The sequence below is a fragment of the Mesorhizobium sp. P3_A8 genome, assembly GCF_056402995.1.
Window position 1 is genome coordinate 38,211 of record NZ_JBFUGI010000001.1, and the last position, 20,708, is coordinate 58,918.

21 protein-coding genes are annotated in these 20,708 nt (G+C 64.8%); 15 read left to right on the forward strand and 6 right to left on the reverse strand.

The window, feature by feature from the left end:
• Positions 1 to 11 precede the first annotated feature (11 nt).
• From AC1DX4_RS00180 to AC1DX4_RS00195, 4 genes are all read right to left on the reverse strand, one after another.
• Positions 12 to 575 carry an ActR/PrrA/RegA family redox response regulator transcription factor gene (locus tag AC1DX4_RS00180; RefSeq protein WP_010913121.1) on the reverse strand — a complete coding sequence of 188 codons (564 nt, stop codon included), beginning with the start codon at positions 573 to 575 and terminating at the stop codon, positions 12 to 14.
• A gap of 63 nt (positions 576 to 638) precedes the next feature.
• A complete protein-coding gene (locus AC1DX4_RS00185; RefSeq protein WP_477218402.1) occupies positions 639 to 1,970 on the reverse strand; it encodes an ActS/PrrB/RegB family redox-sensitive histidine kinase in 1,332 nt (443 codons plus the stop codon).
• A gap of 26 nt (positions 1,971 to 1,996) precedes the next feature.
• Positions 1,997 to 4,459 carry an ATP-dependent helicase HrpB gene (gene hrpB, locus AC1DX4_RS00190; protein WP_477218403.1) on the reverse strand — a complete coding sequence of 821 codons (2,463 nt, stop codon included), beginning with the start codon at positions 4,457 to 4,459 and terminating at the stop codon, positions 1,997 to 1,999.
• Between the two features lie 47 nt (positions 4,460 to 4,506).
• Entirely contained in the window at positions 4,507 to 5,397 is an 891-nt protein-coding gene (locus AC1DX4_RS00195; protein WP_477218404.1) for a DMT family transporter, read from the reverse strand.
• A gap of 26 nt (positions 5,398 to 5,423) precedes the next feature.
• On the opposite strand from AC1DX4_RS00195, the gene AC1DX4_RS00200 reads away from it, so the two are divergent.
• From AC1DX4_RS00200 to AC1DX4_RS00270, 15 genes are all read left to right on the forward strand, one after another.
• Positions 5,424 to 6,122: a PIG-L deacetylase family protein gene (locus AC1DX4_RS00200; protein WP_477218405.1), complete on the forward strand. Its 699-nt coding sequence runs from the start codon at positions 5,424 to 5,426 to the stop codon at positions 6,120 to 6,122.
• A gap of 232 nt (positions 6,123 to 6,354) precedes the next feature.
• On the forward strand, positions 6,355 to 7,686 hold the full coding sequence (locus tag AC1DX4_RS00205; RefSeq protein ID WP_477218406.1) for an ABC transporter substrate-binding protein: 1,332 nt from the start codon (positions 6,355 to 6,357) through the stop codon (positions 7,684 to 7,686).
• 112 nt (positions 7,687 to 7,798) lie between these two features.
• Positions 7,799 to 8,746 carry a carbohydrate ABC transporter permease gene (locus AC1DX4_RS00210; protein WP_027040434.1) on the forward strand — a complete coding sequence of 316 codons (948 nt, stop codon included), beginning with the start codon at positions 7,799 to 7,801 and terminating at the stop codon, positions 8,744 to 8,746.
• Positions 8,743 to 9,693 carry a carbohydrate ABC transporter permease gene (locus AC1DX4_RS00215; RefSeq protein ID WP_477218407.1) on the forward strand — a complete coding sequence of 317 codons (951 nt, stop codon included), beginning with the start codon at positions 8,743 to 8,745 and terminating at the stop codon, positions 9,691 to 9,693. The genes AC1DX4_RS00210 and AC1DX4_RS00215 overlap by 4 nt, the downstream gene beginning before the upstream one ends.
• Complete coding sequence (locus AC1DX4_RS00220; protein WP_081850242.1) at positions 9,690 to 9,896, forward strand: hypothetical protein; 207 nt, start codon at positions 9,690 to 9,692, stop codon at positions 9,894 to 9,896. Before AC1DX4_RS00215 ends, AC1DX4_RS00220 begins: the two co-directional genes overlap by 4 nt.
• A gap of 2 nt (positions 9,897 to 9,898) precedes the next feature.
• Positions 9,899 to 11,011, forward strand: a complete 1,113-nt coding sequence (locus AC1DX4_RS00225; protein ID WP_477218408.1) for an ABC transporter ATP-binding protein — start codon at positions 9,899 to 9,901, stop codon at positions 11,009 to 11,011.
• A complete protein-coding gene (locus AC1DX4_RS00230) occupies positions 11,004 to 12,017 on the forward strand; it encodes an ABC transporter ATP-binding protein (protein WP_477218409.1) in 1,014 nt (337 codons plus the stop codon). Before AC1DX4_RS00225 ends, AC1DX4_RS00230 begins: the two co-directional genes overlap by 8 nt.
• A gap of 72 nt (positions 12,018 to 12,089) precedes the next feature.
• Positions 12,090 to 13,733 (forward strand): dihydroxyacetone kinase subunit DhaK, encoded by a 1,644-nt coding sequence (locus AC1DX4_RS00235; protein WP_477218410.1) that lies wholly within the window; start codon positions 12,090 to 12,092, stop codon positions 13,731 to 13,733.
• A gap of 72 nt (positions 13,734 to 13,805) precedes the next feature.
• Positions 13,806 to 14,408, forward strand: a complete 603-nt coding sequence (gene dhaL / locus AC1DX4_RS00240) for a dihydroxyacetone kinase subunit DhaL (protein WP_477219083.1) — start codon at positions 13,806 to 13,808, stop codon at positions 14,406 to 14,408.
• Positions 14,405 to 14,794, forward strand: a complete 390-nt coding sequence (gene dhaM / locus AC1DX4_RS00245; protein ID WP_127380390.1) for a dihydroxyacetone kinase phosphoryl donor subunit DhaM — start codon at positions 14,405 to 14,407, stop codon at positions 14,792 to 14,794. Before dhaL ends, dhaM begins: the two co-directional genes overlap by 4 nt.
• A gap of 18 nt (positions 14,795 to 14,812) precedes the next feature.
• Positions 14,813 to 15,115, forward strand: coding sequence for an HPr family phosphocarrier protein (locus AC1DX4_RS00250; RefSeq protein ID WP_477218411.1), 303 nt, complete (start codon positions 14,813 to 14,815; stop codon positions 15,113 to 15,115).
• Positions 15,116 to 15,156: 41 nt separating this feature from the next.
• Complete coding sequence (gene ptsP / locus AC1DX4_RS00255; RefSeq protein WP_477218412.1) at positions 15,157 to 16,731, forward strand: phosphoenolpyruvate--protein phosphotransferase; 1,575 nt, start codon at positions 15,157 to 15,159, stop codon at positions 16,729 to 16,731.
• A gap of 6 nt (positions 16,732 to 16,737) precedes the next feature.
• On the forward strand, positions 16,738 to 17,163 hold the full coding sequence (locus AC1DX4_RS00260; protein WP_477218413.1) for a hypothetical protein: 426 nt from the start codon (positions 16,738 to 16,740) through the stop codon (positions 17,161 to 17,163).
• Between the two features lie 32 nt (positions 17,164 to 17,195).
• Positions 17,196 to 18,182, forward strand: coding sequence for a dihydroxyacetone kinase subunit DhaK (gene dhaK, locus AC1DX4_RS00265; protein WP_477218414.1), 987 nt, complete (start codon positions 17,196 to 17,198; stop codon positions 18,180 to 18,182).
• A gap of 64 nt (positions 18,183 to 18,246) precedes the next feature.
• Entirely contained in the window at positions 18,247 to 19,269 is a 1,023-nt protein-coding gene (locus tag AC1DX4_RS00270) for a nucleotidyltransferase family protein (protein ID WP_477218415.1), read from the forward strand.
• A gap of 9 nt (positions 19,270 to 19,278) precedes the next feature.
• On the opposite strand, the gene AC1DX4_RS00275 is transcribed toward AC1DX4_RS00270, so the two are convergent.
• Positions 19,279 to 20,265 (reverse strand): serine kinase, encoded by a 987-nt coding sequence (locus AC1DX4_RS00275; RefSeq protein WP_477218416.1) that lies wholly within the window; start codon positions 20,263 to 20,265, stop codon positions 19,279 to 19,281.
• On the reverse strand, positions 20,262 to 20,696 hold the full coding sequence (locus tag AC1DX4_RS00280) for a lasso peptide biosynthesis B2 protein (protein WP_477218417.1): 435 nt from the start codon (positions 20,694 to 20,696) through the stop codon (positions 20,262 to 20,264). The genes AC1DX4_RS00275 and AC1DX4_RS00280 overlap by 4 nt, the downstream gene beginning before the upstream one ends.
• Positions 20,697 to 20,708: the final 12 nt, after the last annotated feature.

A 20,708-nucleotide genomic window follows, 5' to 3' on the forward strand; every position in this document is an offset into this window, starting at 1 on the left:
GCTGCTCGGTCTCAGCGCGGCGCGCGCTTGGCCAGGATCCGCTGCAGCGTGCGGCGGTGCATGTTGAGCCGGCGCGCGGTTTCGGAGACGTTGCGCTCGCACATTTCGTAGACGCGCTGGATGTGCTCCCAGCGCACGCGGTCGGCCGACATCGGGTTTTCCGGCGGTGCGGCGCGCTCGCCCGAGGTGCGGGTCAGTGCGGCGAAGATGTCGTCGGCATCGGCCGGCTTCGACAGATAGTCGACGGCGCCGAGCTTCACCGCGGTCACCGCGGTGGCGATGTTGCCATAGCCGGTCAGGATGATGGTGCGGGAGTCCTCGCGCTTCTCGCGAATGGCGGCGACGACGTCGAGGCCGTTGCCGTCACCAAGCCGCATGTCGACCACGGCATAGGCCGGCGGGTTGGCGCGGGCCTTGCCCACAGCCTCCTCGACGCTCTCGGCGGTCTCGACCACGAAGCCCCTGGTTTCCATGGCGCGGGCCAGACGAGTGAGGAACGGCTTGTCGTCATCGACGATCAGAAGCGAGGTGTCCTCGCCTTCAACCATTGCGCCAATATTTTCATCGCCTGTCATCGTCTCGAAATTCCTGCTGCCTTAATTTTACGCAGATATAGTTTTGCGCCGCTATTGTCCAATTTACGCAATGTCAAACATCGTGGCCGGGGCGGTTTCCGGGTTCAGGAAGACCGTTCTCGGCCACGAAATCTGCACCACGGCGCCCTCGCCCAGGCCGCTCGAATTGCGGAAATCGAGCGTGGCGCCCGAGCGTTCGAGCAGCGTCTTGGCAATGAACAGGCCAAGCCCCAGGCCGCCGCCGGCTTCATTGCCCTGGCGCGTCGACATATAGGGCTCGCCGATGCGGTCGATGATCTCGGGCGGAAAACCAGGCCCGTCGTCGATAATCGAGAAGGTCACGGCCGCCTCGTCCCAGCTCCAGCGCACGGTGACGCTCTTGCGGGCGAAATCGACGGCGTTCTCGACCAGATTGCCAAGTCCATAGATGACGCCCGGATTGCGGCGCCCGACCGGTTCCGGCCCGATGCGCTCGCCCGCGCGAAGCTTGATCGAGATGCCGAAGTCGCGATGCGGCGCGGTGACCTCCTCGACCAGCGAGGTCAGCGGCAAGCGGGACAGATGCGCCTCGCCCTCCGACGACAAGCTGGTCAGGCGTTTGAGGATTTCGCGGCAGCGTTCGCTTTGCGAGCGCAGCAACTTCACGTCCTCGCCGTATTTCGGATCGCTGCCAAGCGCCTTTTCCATTTCCTTGGCGACGAGCGTGATGGTGGCAAGCGGCGTGCCAAGCTCGTGCGCCGCCGCCGCCGCCAGGCCGTCGAGCGCCGAAAGGTGCTGTTCGCGCTGCAGCACCAGTTCGGTGGCGGCAAGCGCATTGGCCAGAAGCCGCGCTTCGGCCGCCACCCGGAAGGCATAGATGGCCGTGAAGGCGATCGAGGAGAGCACCGCCATCCACATGCCGGCGACATAGATGAAGGGCATCGCCAGCGGCGCGCCTTCATACCAGGGCAATGGCAGATGGATGAACACCAGCAAGGTCGCCGCTATCATCACCAGCCCGCCGAGAATGGAGGTCAGGCGCAGCGGCAGCGACGTCGCCGAAATGACGACGGGCACGGTCATCAGCAGCGAAAACGGATTGGTCAGACCGCCGGTCATGTAGAGCAGGCCGGCAAGCTGCAGGCTGTCGAAGATCAGGATGCCGAAGGCGGCGAACGGGGTGAGCCGGTGCGCGGCCGGAAAGCGGAAAGCCAGGAACAGGTTCATCCAGGCCGAACAGGCGATCAGAGCGAAGCACAGGCTGACCGGCAGCGGGAATTTCAGGCCATAGGCGACGACGAGCACCGTTACGCTCTGGCCGACAATGGCCAGCCAGCGCAGCCGGATCAGCGTGTTGAGGCGCAGTCTCTGGCTCTGCTGGAAATCGGGGGAACGCAAAACGTTGATCATGGCCATGGATTACAGCTGCAAAGCGCCCAAGGCTAGGTCCCGCGCGGTTTTGCGCGAGCGGTGGCCTGGGCAAGCAGGGGGTTTTCCGGCCAGACATGCTTGGGATAGCGGCCGCGCATGTCGGCGCGTACATCTGCCCAGGAGCCGCGCCAGAAGCCGGGCAGGTCGCGCGTGGTCTGGATCGGCCGGTGCGCCGGCGACAACAGTTCGAGCGTCAGCGGCACCGTGCCATTGGCGATCGAGGGATGGCGGTCGAGCCCGAACAGCTCCTGCACGCGAACCGCCAGCACCGGCCATTCGCCGTCATAGCGGATCGGCACGTGGCTGCCCGACGGGGCGTCGAAATGGGTCGGCGCCAGCGCATCGACCTTACGCTGCAGATCGTGCGGCACGAGCGAGGCCATGCTGGCCGAGACAATGCCGGGATCGATGGCGGCAAACGAAGCCGCACCCGACAAGAAGGGCAGCAGCCAGTCGTCGAGGCGCTCAATAAGGACGGCATCCGACATATCGGGCCACGGCGACCCAAGGCCACGATGCAGCCAGGAGAGCCGCTGGCGCAGCGTCTCGGCCTCCTTGCTCCAGGTCAGCAGCGACAGCCCGTGATCCCGCAAGGCGTCAAGGATGGCGCGGTCGGCCTCGGCGCCGGAAGGCGCCGGCAGCATGCGTTCAGCGAGCGTGATGGCGCCGAGGCGCACGGTTTCACGCACGCGCACGGCGCGGCGCTCGCGGTCGAAGCTCGTTTGCCGGCGTGTTTCGATCCGGTCGGCCAGCGTGGCGCGGATGTCGTCCTCGCCGATGGCCGCGGCGGCCGCTATGCGGGCATTCTGCGCCTTGCCCTGCAGGTCGGCGACGACCAGAAACGGCTCGCCCGCCAGCGGGTCGCCGGCATCGAGCATAGCGCCGGAACCATTGGCCAGCACGAAGCGCCCGCGCTCGCCACGTGCCTTAGCGACGCGATCCGGCCAGGCGTGGATGAGCAAAGGACCGGCAGGTACAGCTTCGCTGTTTTTTGTGCCGCCCACCTGCCTTGCCAGCCTCTCAGCCAATTGCCGCGCGGCGGTGGCGCGCGGCGATCTTTCCCCGCGAAAGCGCATCAGCCGCCGTTCGAGGTCGGCGCCGTCGCCGCCAAGGCCGCGTTCTGTGAGCAACACGGCGAGCATGGCCGCCTCGAAAGCATGGCCGCTCCTGGCAGCCTCGGCGACCATATGCGCCAGCCGCACCGGCAGCGCGAGCTTGCGCATCGCCATGCCCGCTTCGGTCAGGCGCCCGGCATCGTCGATGGCATGGAGCGCACGCAGCAGCGCCCTTGCCTCGTTGAGGGCCGGGGCCGGCGGCGGATCGAGAAAGGCGAGCGCCGTGGGATCGGCGACGCCGAAGGCGGCGCAGTCGAGCAGCAGGCCGGAGAGATCCGCTTCGAGGATTTCCGGCGGCGTGAAGGCGGGAAGTGCTGATGTCTGCTCGGCGCGCCACAGGCGGACAGCGACGCCCGGTTGCGTGCGTCCGGCGCGGCCGGCACGCTGGTCGGCCGAGGCCCTGCTGACCCGCACGGTTTCCAGCCGCGTCAGGCCACTGGCCGGCTCGAAGCGCGGCAGGCGCGACAGGCCGGAATCGATGACGACACGTACGCCGTCGATGGTGATGGAGGTCTCGGCAATCGAGGTCGCCAGCACCACCTTGCGGCGTCCCGCCGGCGCCGGCTTGATCGCGGCGTCCTGCGCCTTGCCGTCGAGCATGCCATAGAGCGGGACGATGTCGGTGTCGGCGCCGACCTTGCCGGCCAGCCGTTCGGCGGTGCGCTCGATTTCGCGCTGGCCGGGCAGGAAGGCGAGCACGCTGCCGCTCTCGTCGGCAAGGGCGGCGCGGATCGCCTTGGCCATCGCATCCTCGATCGGAACACCGGCCGGACGTTCGTCGTAACGGATGTCTATGGGGAAGGCGCGGCCCTCGCTTTCGATCACCGGCGCGCCCGACAGGAGCTTGGCGACGCGGGCACCGTCGAGCGTCGCCGACATCACCAGCAGACGCAGATCCGGCCGCAGTGCGCCCTGCACGTCGAGCGCCAGGGCCAGACCGAAATCGCCGTCGAGCGAACGCTCGTGAAACTCGTCGAAAATGACCGCCGAAACACCGGGCAGTTCGGGATCGTCGAGGATCATGCGCGCCAGCACGCCCTCGGTGACGACCAATATCCGCGTCTTGGCCGAGGTGCGGTTTTCCATGCGCATGGCGTAGCCGACCGTGGCGCCGGGCTCCTCATCCAGCAATTGCGCCATGCGGCGCGCGGCGGCACGGGCGGCGAGCCGGCGCGGCTCGAGCAGAACGATCTTGCCCGCACCCAGCCACGGCGCATCGAGCAGTGCCAGAGGCACCAGCGTCGTCTTGCCGGCGCCGGGCGGCGCCACCAGCATCGCGCTGTTGCCGGCGCCGAGCGCTGCGCCCAGCGCCGGCAGCACGGCGGATACCGGAAGCTCCGGCAGTGATCTTGTCGTCATCGCGTCCGCATATCAGCGGTCACGGTCACCGTGCAACCGCGCGACCCCTATAGCCTGGTCCGCGAAAACGGGTTCCAGCGCACGGTGCCGAGCCGTACCTCCTCGCGCACCATGGTCAGCAGGCCGGCCCCACCGACGATCGCGAGGCCGACGAGCGACAGCCAGTCGGGGTATTCCTTGAAGAACAGCGCGCCGAGGATCCCCGCCCAGACGATCTGCGAATAATGCGTCGGCGCGATGCGGTTGGCGGGAGCGTATTTGGCGGCGAGCAGCTGCATGAATTGTCCGCCCGCGGTGAAGGCGCCCGCCATCGCCAGCCAGACAAGCTGCATGGCATTCGGCAAGGTGAACGCGGTGGCGGCGGTGCCGACCCCGTTGAACAGCAGGCCATAGCCGACAAGCACGCCGAGCATCGACGTGCGCTTCTCCTGTTGCGCGAGCGACCGCAGCAGGATGACGCTGGTCGCGGCGAGGAAAGCGTTCACGAAGGCGGCCAAATGGCCGAGGTTCAATTCACGAAAACCCGGCCGCACCACCAGCATCACGCCGGCAAAACCGGCAAACACGGCCAACCATCGCCAGGGACCGACCTTTTCCTTCAGGATGACGGTGGACAGGATGGTGACCAGCAAGGGCGCCAGAAAGATCAAAGCGTAGACTTCGGCCAGCGGAATGTGGGTGAAGGCATAGACGCTGAGCACGCCTGACGCGATGCCGGCCCAGGCGCGAGCCTGCACCGCCCATGGCCGCTTCATGCGCCAGAAATCGCGCCAGCGTTCACCCGCCGGGCGAGTGAAGAACAGGAAAAAACCGGCAAACAAGGTGGCGAAGAAGCCGATCTCGAAGACGGTGAACTGTCCGCCCAGGCTCTTGATAACGGCATCGCTGCCCGAATAGCTTGCATAGGCAATCAGGGCGAGCAGAATTCCGTTCGTCACGTTTTTCATTTCCGGGGAGAGAGTGGTTGAAAATACTGGCGCTCGGTGCGCATCCGGACGACATCGAGATCTTCATGTTCGGTACGATGGCCGCCTATGCGGCGCAAGGCGCAGAACTGACTTTTGCCGTGGCCACGGATGGCGCCAGGGGCGGCAAGAGTGATGCCACGGCTCTCGCCCGTGTCCGTCGCGACGAAGCAACGGCCGCTGCGGCGCTGCTAGGTGCTGCGCCACGCTTCCTCGACTTTCCCGATGGCGAGCTGGTCGCCGATGCCGCGCTGATCGGCGCGCTGAAAACGCTGATCCGCGAGACCGGACCGGATCTGGTGATCACGCATGCGCCCAACGACTATCACGCCGACCACCGCGCACTGTCGGACGGCGTGCGCATCGCGGCCTCGTTCGCGGTTCCGGTGCTGCATGCCGACACGATGGGCGGCACCGGATTCTCGCCGACGCACTATGTCGACATATCAGCCTACCGGGATATCAAGACGCAGGCGATCCGCGCGCACCGCTCGCAACGGCCGGAGCAATATGTCGACAGGGCGCGCATTCAGAATGAATTTCGCGCCGGTCAATGCAACGCTGTCCCCGGTTCTCTGGCCGAGGCTTTTCGCTTCGAGCCGACATTTCCCTTCGCCGACATACGCGCCTTGCTGCCGCCCGCGCCGCCGGTCCGGCCGGTGACGCCACAGACCAACGTCATCGGCGAGGCGGACTGAGCGGCTGCCGGAGAACCATCCGGCGGTCATTTCTCAACGATTTCAAGCATGCGTTTCGACATGTTGCGGCGCAGCAACGAATTCGCTTGCGTTGTTTAGTAAAAATTGCATCACTAAACAAATTACTAAACATCTGCCGCGCTCTGGCGCCGCCATGTTTGGGCCTCTGAGGAGAGAGGTTGAGGGCTCTTGAAACCGTCATCCGGGCGCGTTTCGCAAATGGGAGGAAGGCATGAAATCGAGCTTGAAAATGGCGTTGGGACTGGCCTCGGCAGTGGTTGCGTCGACAGCTGTCTCGAACGCCGCGCACGCTGAAGACCTGACACTGTGCTGGGCTGCTTGGGACCCGGCCAACGCGCTTGTCGAACTGTCCAAGGATTTTACCAAGGAAACCGGCATCGGCATGAAATTCGAATTCGTGCCGTGGACCAACTATGCCGATCGCTTCCTCAACGAGCTGAATTCGCACGGCAAATTGTGCGACCTGATCATCGGCGACAGCCAGTGGATCGGCGGCGCGGCCGAGAACGGCCACTACGTCAAGCTGAACGACTTCTTCGACAAGGAGAAGATCAGCATGGACGACTTCGTGCCGGCGACCGTGGTGGGCTATTYGGAATGGCCGAAGAACACGCCCAACTACTGGGCACTGCCGGCCATGGGCGACGTCGTCGGCTGGACCTACCGCAAGGACTGGTTCTCCAAGCCGGAGCTGCAGAAGGAATTCAAGGAAAAGTACGGCTGGGATCTCGGCCCGCCGACGACCTTCGACCAGCTGAAGCAGGTCGCCGAATTCTTCCAGAAGCGGCAGATCGACGGCAAGACCGTCTACGGCGCCTCGATCTACACCGAGCGTGGCTCGGAAGGCATCACCATGGGCGCCATGGACGTGCTCTACAGCTACGGCTTCCAGTACGAGAACCCGAAGAAGCCCTACGAGATGGAAGGCTTCGTCAATTCGGCCGACTCGGTCAAAGGCCTGGAATTCTACAAGTCGCTCTATGATTGCTGCACCCCTCCGGGCGCATCGAACAGCTACATGGGTGAAGGCGTCGATGCCTTCAAATCCGGTCAGGTGGCGATGCACATGAACTTCGCCTTCACCTGGCCAGGCCTGCAGAAGGACGAGAATGTCGGCGGCGACAAGATTGGCTACTTCGTCAATCCCAAGGGTCCCGGCGGCGCCCAGTTCGCGCAGCTCGGCGGCCAGGGTATTTCGGTGGTGTCCTATTCCGACAAGCAGGAATCGGCGCTGAAATACATCAAGTGGTTCGCCAACAAGGACGTGCAGGCCAAGTGGTGGTCGCTCGGCGGTTACTCCTGCCTCAACGCAGTGGTGAAGGATCCGAAGTTCCCGGCCAGCCAGCCCTACGCGCAGACCTTCCTCGACTCGATGGCCATCGTGAAGGACTTCTGGGCCGAGCCAAGCTACGCGCCGCTGCTGCAGGCGTCGCAGAAGCGCTTCCATGACTATGTCGTCGCCGGCCAGGGCTCTGCCAAGGATGCGCTCGACGGCCTGGTCAAGGACTGGACCCAGGTGTTCCAGGATGACGGCAAGATGTAACCGGCTCCTCCCGAGCTAGGACCCAGAGCGTCCCGTGCCACCCTTGGCACGGGACGCAGTTCAGATAAATTCCATGACAGAGACGACCCAAGTGACCGAAGCAGGACTTACCATGCTCAATCGGACTGCGGAGAACGTTGCCCGGGCGACCCCGGAACCGTTGGCCCGCAAGGTCCGGGGCATTAGCGACAAGGGCCTCGCCTGGCTGTTCATCTCGCCGACGATCCTATTGCTGCTGGCCATCAACATCTTCCCGCTGTTCTGGGCGATCTATCTGTCGTTCACGAATTACCGGGCCAACCGGCCGAACGAAGTGGTGAAGAATCTCGGCTTTGCCAACTACCAGCGCATTCTCGGCGACCAGGACATCTGGATCGCCATGCAGACGACGGCGCATTTCGTGTTCTGGACCATCCTGCTGCAGACGCTGATCGGCTTCACGCTGGCCTGGCTGATCGACCGGAAGTTCCGCGGCCACGCCTTCTGGACGACGCTGATCCTGGTGCCGATGATGCTGTCGCCGGCGGTGGTCGGCAATTTCTGGCGCTTCCTCTATGAGCCGCAGATCGGCCTGTTCTCTTATGTCATCTCGTTCGTCAGCGGCATTCCACCGACAAGCATCCAGATGCTGTCCAACGTGTCGCTGGCGCCGTGGTCGATCATCATCGTCGACACCTGGATGTGGACACCTTACGTGATGCTGATCTGCCTGGCCGGACTGCGCTCGATCCCCGAATACATCTATGAGGCGGCCGAGGTCGACCGCGCCTCCAACTGGCGGCAGTTCTGGTCGATCACCCTGCCGATGGCGCTGCCCTTCATCATGCTGGCGGTGCTGTTTCGCGGCATCGAGAACTTCAAGATGTTCGACATGGTCAACCTGCTGACCGGCGGCGGCCCGGGCTCGACCACAGAGGTCGCCTCGATCACGCTGAAGCGGCAGGCGTTCGAGAGCTGGCGCACCGGCTATTCCTCGGCCTTCGCCATCATCCTGTTCGTCGCGGTGTTCGGTCTCGCCAACATCTACGTCAAGGCGCTCAACAAGGTGAAGCAGAGATGAGCCTGACCACAGCCCATTCGGTCGTCGCCCCCTCGACCAACTCGAAGCGCATCGCCGGCGCGATCATCATCGCCTATGCGCTGATCTCGATCGTGCCGCTTTTGTGGATCTTCGCCACCAGCTTCAAGACGCCGCCGGACTCGATCGCCTATCCGCCGAAGCTGCTGTTCCAGCCGAGCCTCGAAGGCTATTGCAATTTGTTCACGACGCGGACGCGGCAAACGCCGGAATACATCAACTCGCTAGGACCGGCGACCGGCTTCTGCGACGAAACCACGCGCAAGCGCAACATGGTGATCGCCGGCCCGTCCAACTTCCTGCCGCGCTTTGTCAACTCGCTGATCATCGCCTTCGGCTCGACCTTCTGCGCGGTCTTCCTCGGCACGCTGTCGGCTTATGGTTTCTCGCGCTTCAAGGTGCCGCTCGCCGACGACCTGCTGTTCTTCATCCTGTCGACGCGCTTCATGCCGCCGATCGCGGTCGCCATTCCTATCTACCTGATGTACCGCGAGCTTGGCCTCTCGGACACCGCGCTCGGCATGATCCTGCTCTACACGGCGGTCAACGTGTCGCTGGCGGTGTGGCTGCTGAAGGGCTTCATCGACGAGATCCCGCGCGAATATGAAGAAGCGGCGATGATCGACGGCTATACGCGGCTGCAGGCGTTCTGGCGCACCGTCCTGCCGCAAGCGACGACCGGCATAGCCGCGACCGCCATCTTCTGCCTGATCTTCGCCTGGAACGAGTATGCTTTCGCGGCGCTCCTGACCTCGGGCACGGCGCAGACGGCGCCACCGTTCATCCCGACCATTATCGGCGAAGGCGGCCAGGATTGGCCGGCGGTTGCGGCCGGCACGACGATCTTCCTGGTGCCGATCCTGGTTTTCACCATCCTGCTTCGCAAGCAATTGCTGCGCGGCATCACCTTCGGTGCGGTGCGCAAATGAGCATGACCAAGCCCGTGAAACGCAAATCGCGCTGGCCGGTCTGGGCCAGGCGCGGCCTGATGGAAAACATCGCGACGGCGCTGATCGCCATCGGCTTCCTGATGCTGTTCCAACCCTTCGCGCTGTCGCTCTACACCTACTCCTTCATCACCATGCTTGCCGGCACCGTGATGTTCATCATCGTCTCGAAATTCCCGGAATAGACATGGCCGAAATCCGCGTTCAGCACCTGAGAAAGGCCTTCGGCGATTTCGTCGCCGTGCAGGATTCCAACTTCGTCGTCGAGGACGGCGAGTTCTTCGTCATGCTCGGCCCATCGGGCTGCGGCAAGACGACGACGCTGCGCATGATCGCCGGGCTCGAGCTGCCGACGGGCGGCGAGATCCTGCTCGGCGGCGACGACGTCACCATGCTGCGGGCACGCGAGCGCGACATCGCCTTCGTCTTCCAGCTCTTCGCGCTCTATCCGCATATGAATGTGCGCAAGAACATCGGCTTTCCCCTTTTGGCGCAAGGCATGCCTTCGGCCGAAATCCGCACCCGCGTCGAAGAGACGGCGAAACTCCTGCGCATCGACCATCTGCTCAACAAATCCGTTTCCGGTCTCGCCGGCGGCGACCGCCAGCGGGTGGCGCTCGGCCGCGCCATCGTGCGACGGCCAAAATGCTTCCTGATGGACGAGCCGCTCGGCACGCTCGACACGGAATTCCGCGACCTGATGGTCCATGAGCTGCGCGAACTGCACAACCGCATCCACGCCACCACGGTCTATGTCACGCATGACCAGATGGAAGCGATGTCGATGGCCGACAAGATCGCTGTCATGAACCATGGCGTCATCGAACAGTTCGGCACGCCCCGCGAGATCTATGACCGTCCCGCAACGATGTTCGTCGCCGACTTCATCGGCTCGCCGCCAATGAATTTTCTGAGCTTCGGCGGCGGGCTCACCAAGGGCGCGAAGGAGATCGTCGTCCAGGGCGCGAAAGTCGCGGTGCCGGAGGTGCGCGAGGATATCGCGCCAGCAGACATGGCGCTCGGCATCCGGCCGGAACACATTCGCTTCGACGACGCTTCCAAGCTGCGCGGCGCCATCTACGGCACCGAATATCTCGGCACCACGCAGATCGTCGCTGTGGAGACGGCGGACGGCATCATCAAGGCGCGCGTCCCGGCCGAAATCCGGCTCAATGCCGGCGACCATGTCGGCCTGGCCTTGAACAGCGCGCGACTTTCGCTGTTCGACAAGGGGTCCGGCCGCGCGGTGAGAACCGCCGTCCACGATACCGCCTCTCAGGGGAGAGCGCAGCATGGCTGACGTGCACATCAAGAACGTGACCAAGAGTTTTGGCGAGCAGGTCGCCGTCAACGGTCTCGACCTGCACATCGCCGACGGCGAGTTCGTCGTGCTGCTCGGGCCGACCGGCGCCGGCAAGACGACGACGCTGCGGCTGATCGCCGGGCTGGAACGGCCGGACAGCGGCACGATCGAGATCGGCGGCCACAACGCGACGACGCTGTCGCCGGCCGAGCGCGACACCGCTTTCGTGTTCCAGCAGTATTCGCTCTATCCGCATCTGTCGGTGTTCGACAATCTTGCCTTCCCGCTGCGCTCGCCGGCGCGGAAAATACCGGAAGACCAGATCCGCCGGCGCGTCGAGGAGGTGGCGAAGATGGTGCGCATCCATCACAAGCTCGCCAACCGCTCGACCAAGCTTTCCGGCGGCGAAATGCAGCGCGTCGCCATCGGCCGGGCGTTGGTGCGCAAGCCTTCGATCTACCTGATGGACGAACCGCTGTCGTCGCTCGATGCCAAGCTGCGGGCGGATCTGCGGCTCGAACTGAAGCGCATCCAGACAGAGCTTGGCGCCACCATGCTTTACGTCACGCATGACCAGATCGAGGCGATGACCATGGCCGACCGTATCGGCATCCTCGCCGATGGCGTGCTGGTGCAAATCGGCTCACCCAGGACGATCTATTCCGAACCGGCAAATCTGCATGTCGCGGCAAGGCTCGGCCAGCCGGCGATCAACCTTCTGCCAACCGGACTGCTGCCCGATGCCGGCGCACCGACCGGCACCAAGACGATCGGCGCGCGCACCGAACATCTGGCGATCGAGAAAGCCAGCAATGGCCATGCCGACGGCGTCGTCGACTGGGTCGAGCATCTCGGCGACCAGAACCACCTGCATGTGACGGTGGGGCCGAAGAAGCTGGTGACGCTGACCGATCCTGACACCGATCTGGCGCAAGGCGACAGAGTGGTGATCCGCTACCGCTCGCCGCTCTATTTCGGCGCTGACGGACAACGACTGATGTGAATGGTTTCGGTGCTTTCCGCCCAAGGGGCAACACCGCTTTTGGTTGACGATCGCGAATACGGGACGAATTCGATGAAGCACTTTTTCAATCGCAGGGAAACGATCGTCACCGAGGCGCTGGACGGCCTGTTGCGCACCATTGGCTCGGGCGACCTCGCACGCCTCGACGGCTATCCCGAAATCAAGGTCGTGCTGCGCGCCGATTGGGACAAGACGAAGGTCAGCGTCGTCTCCGGCGGCGGCGCCGGGCACGAGCCTTCGCATGCCGGCTTTGTCGGCAAGGGCATGCTGACGGCGGCGGTGTCGGGCGAGATCTTTGCCTCGCCGAGTGTCGAAGCCGTGCTGGCGGCCGTTCGCGCGGTCACCGGACCGGCCGGCTGCCTGCTGATCGTCAAGAATTATACCGGCGACCGCCTCAATTTCGGCCTGGCGGCCGAGAAGGCGCGCGCCGAAGGGTTCCGCGTCGAGATGGTGATCGTTGCCGACGACATCGCGCTGCCCGACATTGCCCAGCCGCGCGGCGTGGCCGGCACCCTGTTCGTGCACAAGATATCAGGCCATCTGTCGGAGGCTGGCCACGACCTGGCCGACATCGCAGTGGCGGCGCGGGCAGCGGCAAAGGACATTGTTTCGCTCGGCATGTCGCTGTCGTCCTGCTCGATCCCCGGCCAGCCGCACGAGGACAGGTTCGGCGAAAATGATGGCGAGCTTGGCCTTGGCATCCACGGCGAGCCTGGCGTCGAACGCATCGCGGTGCAAAGCGCCGACAGGCTGGTGGCGATCATGGCGGAGCGCCTGGCGGCGCGGCTCGATCCGAAAGCCAGCCATGCTTTGCTGATCAACAATCTCGGCGCGGTGCCGCCGCTCGAAATGTCGCTGGTTGCCAATGCGGTACTGGCCTCGCCGCTGGCCAATACCGTCAAGCTGGCGATCGGCCCCGGCCCGCTGATGACGGCACTCAACATGAACGGCTTCTCGCTGTCACTGATCCGGCTGGATGCCGCGCGTGAGGCGGCCTTGCTGGCGCCGGTCGGCCCACACGCCTGGATGCCGGCAAAGCCGGTCGCGGCGCCTGCTATCGTGCCGATCGATAAAGCAGCCGGACAAGGTGCGGCACACAAGCCCAGCCAGGATGCCGGCACCAGGCGCTTGGTCGTCACGGTCTGCGAGAAGCTGATTTCACTCGAAGCGACGTTGAACGGGCTCGACGCCAAGGCAGGCGACGGCGACACCGGCTCGACGGTGGCAACCGGCGCGCGCAGCATTCTTGAGCGGCTCGACACGCTGCCGCTGGCCAACCCCGCGGCGACGCTTGGCGCAATAGGCGATATATTGAGCGCGTCGATGGGCGGCTCCAGCGGGGTGCTGCTGTCGATCTTCTTCACGGCGGCAGCGCAAGCCCTGGATGGCGGCGCTGATGTGGCCAAGGCGCTGCTCGCCGGGCTCGACCGGATGACTTTCTATGGCGGCGCAAAAATTGGCGATCGGACGATGGTCGATGCGCTGGAGCCAGCCCTGAAAGCGCTCGACGCCAACGGGCTGGAAGAAGCAGCGGCGGCCGCCCGGCGCGGTGCCGAGGCCACGGCTGCCATGGAGAAGGCGAAGGCCGGTCGGTCCGCCTATGTCGGCACGAAATTGCAGGGCGTGGTCGACCCCGGCGCCCATGCGGTGGCCGAGGTGTTCGCGGCCGCCGCCACGCTGCTTGTGTCGGCCTGACGCATGCACCAGTTGTCGAGTGACCATTCTTTCGCTACTGCCGGCAAGGTGGAAACCGGGACTTTGGGCGACATGGCGGCATTGAACCTTGCCCGGCTGATCGCGGCCGCCGCCGACACGATTGCTGCTCACGCCGAGGAATTGACGGCGCTCGACCAGGCGATCGGCGACGGCGACCATGGGCTGAACATGAAGCGCGGCTTCGAGGCCGTGCGGGCCGAGGCCGATGCGTTCGCGGCAAAGCCGCTGCCCGACGCCCTGAAGGCGATCGGCACCAAGCTGGTGATGACGGTGGGCGGCGCATCCGGCCCGCTATTCGGCACCCTGTTCCTAGCGCTCGGCAAGGAGATTTCGGCGAACCCCGATCGTGCCAATTTGACGGCCGCCTTCGGCAAAGCGATCGAAGCGGTGGCCGCGCGCGGCAAATCGCAAGTTGGACAGAAGACAATGCTCGATGTGTTGCAGCCGGTGCATGACGCGCTCGCCGGCGGAAAGACGGCGACGGAAATCGCCGACGTCGCCGACGCAGCCGCAGAGGCGACCGTGCCGATGAAGGCACTGCGTGGCCGTGCCTCGTTCCTTGGCGACCGCTCGATCGGCCATATGGATGCCGGCGCGCGCTCGACCGCACTGCTGGTGCGCACGCTGGGCCAAGCGATCGGAGACGACGCATGAGCAATGTCGGGATCGTGATCGTGTCGCATTCGCCGCTGGTCGCGGAGGGCACGGCCGACATGGTACGCCAGATGGTGGGCGACGAAGTGCCGCTTGCATGGTGCGGCGGAAACGGCCATGGCGGGCTCGGCACCAATGTCGAGGCGATCATGGGCGCCATCGACAAGGCCTGGTCGGAAGCCGGTGTCGCCATCCTTGTCGATCTCGGCGGCGCCGAGACCAATTCGGAAATGGCGGTGGAGATGATCGGCGAGCCGCGTTCGCAGAAGATCATCGTCTGCAACGCGCCGATCGTCGAGGGCGCGGTGATGGCCGCGACCGAGGCATCCGGCGGCGCCTCGCTCAGGGAAGTCGTGGCGACGGCGCACGAATTGTCGCCGTCGTGAGTGAACGGGATTTCTGAAATGTCCGCAGCCGCCGAAGCGACCGTCCTGATCACCCACGATGTGGGCCTGCATGCGCGTCCTTCGGTGAAGTTCACCAAGCTGGCCAAGACCTTTGCCGCCGACGTGGAAATCGCGCTTGCCGCCAACGGGCCATGGTTCGACGCCAAGAGCATCGTCAAGGTGATGGCGGCCAAGGCGCCGAAAGGTACGGTGCTGCACATCAGGGCCAGCGGCGACGGCGCCGAGGACGCCGTCAGCGCGCTGATCGATCTGGTGCAGCGCGATTTCGACGAGGACGCCGGTCATGTCCGCTCAGCTTGACGCTGGCGCGCTTCTTCGCCGGCCCGCAAGGAATGCGGGCCATGCGGATTGAGGGTGTTCCGGCCTCGGCCGGCTATGCCGAGGGACCGCTGTTCGACCTCGACCGGCCGTCGGCCGTCTATGCAGGTAAAGCCACATCAGCGGAAGAGAAGACATCGCTGGAAGCCGCGATCGGCAAGGCCGTGAACCGGCTTTCGGCAATGGTCGAAACCGCCGACAGCGACGCCGCCGGCATCCTCGAATTCCACATCGCCATGTTGGAAGACGACGCGCTGAGCGGCCCGGCCTTCGCGTCGATCGCTTCCGGGCGGACCGCCGACGTGGCCTGGCGGCAGGCACTCGATGCCGAGATCGCCGGCTACGAGGCCTCGGACCAGGACTATTTCCGCGCCCGCGCCACGGATTTGCGCGACATCAGGGACCAGGTGCTGCGCGCCCTGACCGAGGACGGTGGCAGCACAGCGCCTGCCGGTGCCATTCTCTGCGGCGAGGACATCGCACCGACGCGCTTTCTCGAAACCGACTGGAGCAATGGCGGCGGCATCGCGCTGAAGGCGGGTAGCACGGCCAGCCATGTCGCCATGCTGGCGCGCTCGCGTGGCGTGCCGATGGTCGTGGGTCTGCGCGAACCGCCTGCCGATCTCGCAGGCGTTGCGCTGCTCGACGCCGAGCACGGCAGTATCGTGCTAGCGCCCTCGCCGGCAGAGATCGGTTCGTTCCGGCAGTCGTCCTCTTCTTTCGCAGCCCGCCAGGGCAAGGCGCGAACTTTTCTGGCGCGGCCGGCGGTGACCAAGGCCGGCACGGCGGTGCGCGTGCAGGTCAACATTGCCGACCCGTCGGACGTCGACAGCATCGACATCGCCACCTGCGACGGTGTCGGACTGATGCGCACCGAATTCCTGTTCGGCAAGACATTGCCGGATGAGGAGACGCAGTATCGCGCCTATCGCAAGGTGCTCGAATGGGCCGGGGAGAAACCGGTGACGATCCGCACCGTCGATGCCGGCGGCGACAAGCCGGTGCCGGGCTTCACCACTGAGGAAAGCAATCCGTTCCTTGGCCTGCGCGGAATCAGGCTGTCGCTGGCGCGGCTCGACATTTTTCGCGTACAGATCCGGGCATTGCTGCGCGCCGCGCCACACGGCAATCTCAAGGTCATGTTTCCAATGATCGCCGTTGCAGAGGAGTATGAACGCTCAACCGCATTGTTTGTGGAGGAACAGGCGGCGCTTGCAGCGCGCGGCGTCGCGCAGAAGATGCCGCCGCTGGGCATCATGGTCGAGGTGCCTTCAGTCGCCATCGCGCCGGAGGCATTCACCGGCGTCGCCTTCTTCTCGATCGGCTCCAACGACCTGACGCAATATGTGATGGCGGCCGCGCGAGACAACGCCGCGGTCGCCCACCTCAATTCGGTCCGCCATCCCGCCGTGCTGCGGCTGATCGGCTCGGTCACGGCCTTTGGACGGGAAACCGGCATTCCTGTCAGCCTGTGCGGCGATGCCGGTGGCGATCCGGCCGCGATACCGGCGCTGCTCGAAGCCGGTTTGCGCGATCTTTCCGTCGCGCCGGCGCAACTCGCCATGGCCAAGGCGGCCATCGCTGATGTTTCGGTGTAGGCTGGCATGGTCGACATCAAACCCGAACCCGGTTCCGAAGAGGCGATCCGCGCCTACAAGACGATCCTGTCTCAGGTCATCGACCAGCGCCCGTCCGGCATGCGCCAGCGCCTCGCCGATGCGCTTGGCAAGCACCGCAGTTTCGTGACGCAGATCTCGAGCCCGGCCTATACGATCCCTATCCCGTCAAAGCATCTGCCTTCGATCTTTTCTGTCTGCCATTTCAGCCCGGCCGAGCGGGATCAGTTCCTCGCCGCCTACCATCAGGCGCATCCGGGAAAAATGTCGATCGCGGCAGGCATGCGCAAGACGCGGCATGTGTCGCTTGTCGTGCCCGATTTCGGCGACGACAAGCAGAATGCGGCGCTCGACCGGGCGATCAACGAATTCATCCAGAAGATCACCAGCATCGCCGGCAAGGGTGGCAGCTGACCATTTCTTGCCGGGCTGTTTGGGAGGACGCCATGAAGAAATTTATGAACGCCGTGGACACGGTGCTGACCGAGAGCCTCGACGGTTTCGTCGCCGCCCATGCCGACATCCTTGTGCTTGGCGAGGAGCATAAATTCATCCGCCGCAGGACCTTGCGGCCGGGCAAGGTGGCACTGATCTCCGGCGGCGGCTCGGGCCACGAGCCGCTGCATGGCGGCTTTGTCGGCCATGGCATGCTGGACGCGGCCTGCCCCGGCCAGGTGTTCACTTCGCCGACGCCGGACCAGATGCTGGCGGCGGCGCAGGCCGTCGACAGCGGCGCCGGCTGCCTGTTCATCGTCAAGAATTACGAGGGCGACGTGATGAACTTCGACATGGCGGCGGAAATGTCTGATGGCATCCTGCAGGTGGTGACCAATGACGACGTCGCCGTCGAGAATTCGTCCTATACGACCGGCCGGCGTGGCGTCGCCGGCACGCTGGTGGTGGAAAAGATCGTCGGCGCGGCGGCCGAGCATGGCCTGGCGCTGAAGCCGTTGAAGGTGCTGGGCGACCGCGTCAACGCCGCCACCCGCTCGATGGGCGTGGCGCTGACCAGTGGCACCGTGCCGGCCGCCGGCAAGCCGACCTTCGACATCGGTGACGGCGAGATGGAGTTCGGCGTCGGCATCCATGGCGAACCCGGCCGCCGCCGTGACACGTTGAAGAGCGCTGACGCGATCGCCGAGGAAATCTGCGCCTCGATCCTGGGCGATCTCGGCGACAGGGCGAAAGGCCCGGCGCTGCTGTTCGTCAACGGCTTCGGCGGCACGCCGCTGATGGAACTCTATCTGATGTACAACAGTGCGCGAAAGATTTTCGAGAAGCGCGGCGTGACGATTACCCGCTCGCTGGTCGGCAGCTACGTCACCTCGCTCGACATGGCCGGCTGCTCGATCACGCTGACCATGCTGGATGACGAGATGACCGGCTGGTGGGATGCGCCTGTCCACACAGCGGCGTTGCGCTGGGGCATGTGACGCTGGCTTCGTTCACGCTTTTCTGCAACCATTCCGGCCAATCCACGCAACATTTGTCCGGTTGATGCTGCCATCCCTCACCTCCGCCGAAGAAAGACTGCTGCTGCGCTTCGCCGATCCGGAGGCAGCGGCCATCGGCGAGGAATTGTCGGCAAAGGCTCTGTCGGCGCTGCTCGACAATGCCGAATTCCACGGCATCCTGCCGATCATGCTGCGCAAACTTGGGGAACGCGGCGACGCGCGTCTGCCGCCGGACGCCGGCTTGCGGGAGAAGCTGGACGATTTGCGCGACAAGGCAACGATCGCCACCGGCCAGTCGATGCTTCTGCAATATCACGGCGACCGCATCATGAAGGGGATGGCGGCGCAAGGCATTCCGGCGCGAATCGTCAAGGGACCGGTCTTCGCGCGAAAGCTTTATCGCAACGTATCCGACAGGCCGTTCACCGACATCGACATCCTCGTCGAACCCGCCAACCTGGCGCGGGCGAACCAGGTGATTGCGGCATGCGGCTTCGAACTCGGCAGCAACGAGGCCGAATCCTACCAGCTGCAGGAATTCAAATGGCTGGAAAAGGAGAATTCGAGCCTGCTGGTCGAACTGCATGGCGACCTGGTGCACGACACCGGCATGCGGCGGCGCCTGTCACTGGGTTTTCGCGAATTGGGCATTATCGACGGAGAGGCGACGGACACGCCGGCAGCGCTCTTGACGATTGCCATCGTGCATGCCGCCGGCGGCCACAAGTTCCATCGGCTGCAGCTTTGCGTCGACGTGCTGCAAGGCGTGCGGGCGTTGCAATCGGCCGAATCGGAAACCCGCCTGCTCGATGCCGCCCGTATGACCGGCATCGAGCTCGAACTGGCGATCGTCCTCAATGTGACCGGCCAGTTGTTCGGCGAACAGCATGCCCTTGAGCTTGCCGGGCGAATCAAACCCGACCTCTCGATAATGCTGGCCAAGCGACTGATCACAACGAATACGCTGCTCAGGGTCAATTCCCGGGAAAAAATCGGCTCGCGCCTGCGCCGCGATGCCTTCCGCTGGATCCAGCGGCTCGCCAAGGCCAGGCCGTACGCAGCCTGAAGCTCCGGTTCAGTCCTGCTTGGTCAATGTGGCGATGATCAGCGCAGCCGCGTCGGCAGGACGTGCGCCCACCTCCAGCGTGAAAGTCGGCACCGACGACACCAGCCTGCCGATCGTCGCCAGCCGGCGCTTCTGCGACGGCAACAGGCCGGTCATGCCGGTGCGGACATTGTCTATCGCCAGCGCCACCATTGCGTCGGTCCGGGCCATGGGCACGAGCCGGGTTTCGCTGTCTGCGGACCGCGCGAGGTGCAGCAGGGCCGCCACCGGCCTGGCAGTCGGGCTTTCGATGCGGACGATCTCGCTCAACCGCTGCAGCGAGACGGCCTGTTCGCCGTTGCGGTCCCATGACGGGCCGAGGCATGGCGACACTTGCGGGATCATTTCAGCGGTCTTCTGGTGGATCTTGACGTGGCGCGGCAGCCCCCAGGCCAGCGGCTTGTCGGCGGCCAGATCCAGGATCATGGCATCGTCGGAGCAGAGACCAAAACCTTGCGTTGCCAGCGCCAGCGATGTCGTGGTCTTGCCGGTGCCGCTCGGCGCATGGATCAGCACGACGGCATCGTGGCCTGGCAGCGTCAGCCCGGCGGTGTGCAGCATATGCTGGCCGCCGGTGTCGAGTGCGGCGTCCAGCACCAGCATCGACGGCGTCCAGGGCGCTTTCGCGCCGGGGCGAACCCGCAGTTTTGCCCAACCTTCCTCGTCATTGATCGCAACGGTCTGGCGTTCGGGAAAGACGAGATGGACGGTGCCGCCGTCCACGACCATACGGCAGTAGCCATCCTCCGGTATCTCACCGTCGAAGACAAGCGATCCGCCGGGTGCCTCGTCCAGGACATCCGCCTCGGTGATATCGAGGTGGAAATTAGGTTCGACGGCATCTTCGATGCGCAGGATGCCCAGCATCCTGTCGAAATCCTGCCACAGTTCGGGGCGTTCGGCCGATATGCCGAAGATTTGGCCGTTGAGGCCATAGCATACGGAAGGCCTGGTCAAGCGGAGCGCACCTTCGAGGCATCGGCATGGTGGCGATAGATCTCGACCATGCCGGGAAGGCTGTCACTGACCACCGGCCTGCCGTCGAGGCAGACCCAGCAATGCGCCGAGACGCGTGGCGTCTGCAGCGACTTCGGATCGACGCCGAAACGCAGCTCCGGATCGAAGCCGGCGAGGCGCAGGAAACGATGACCGAGCAGGCCTTCCCTTAGGCATCTGCGGTCGCGCATCAGCCAGGGATGGCGCACGATGCGGTTGACGCGAGCGACGATGTAGGTGGCCGGCAGGCCGCGATAGGGCGTGGCGGAGGCGAGCGGGGCCCATTTCAGCACATCCTCGAAGCTGCGGTTGGCAATGAGGGCCGGCATCAGCCGCGCGCTTGCCCAGAGATGGCAGCGAAACAAGGCACGCAGGAGCGGACCGTCAGCCATCAAGCGCGACCC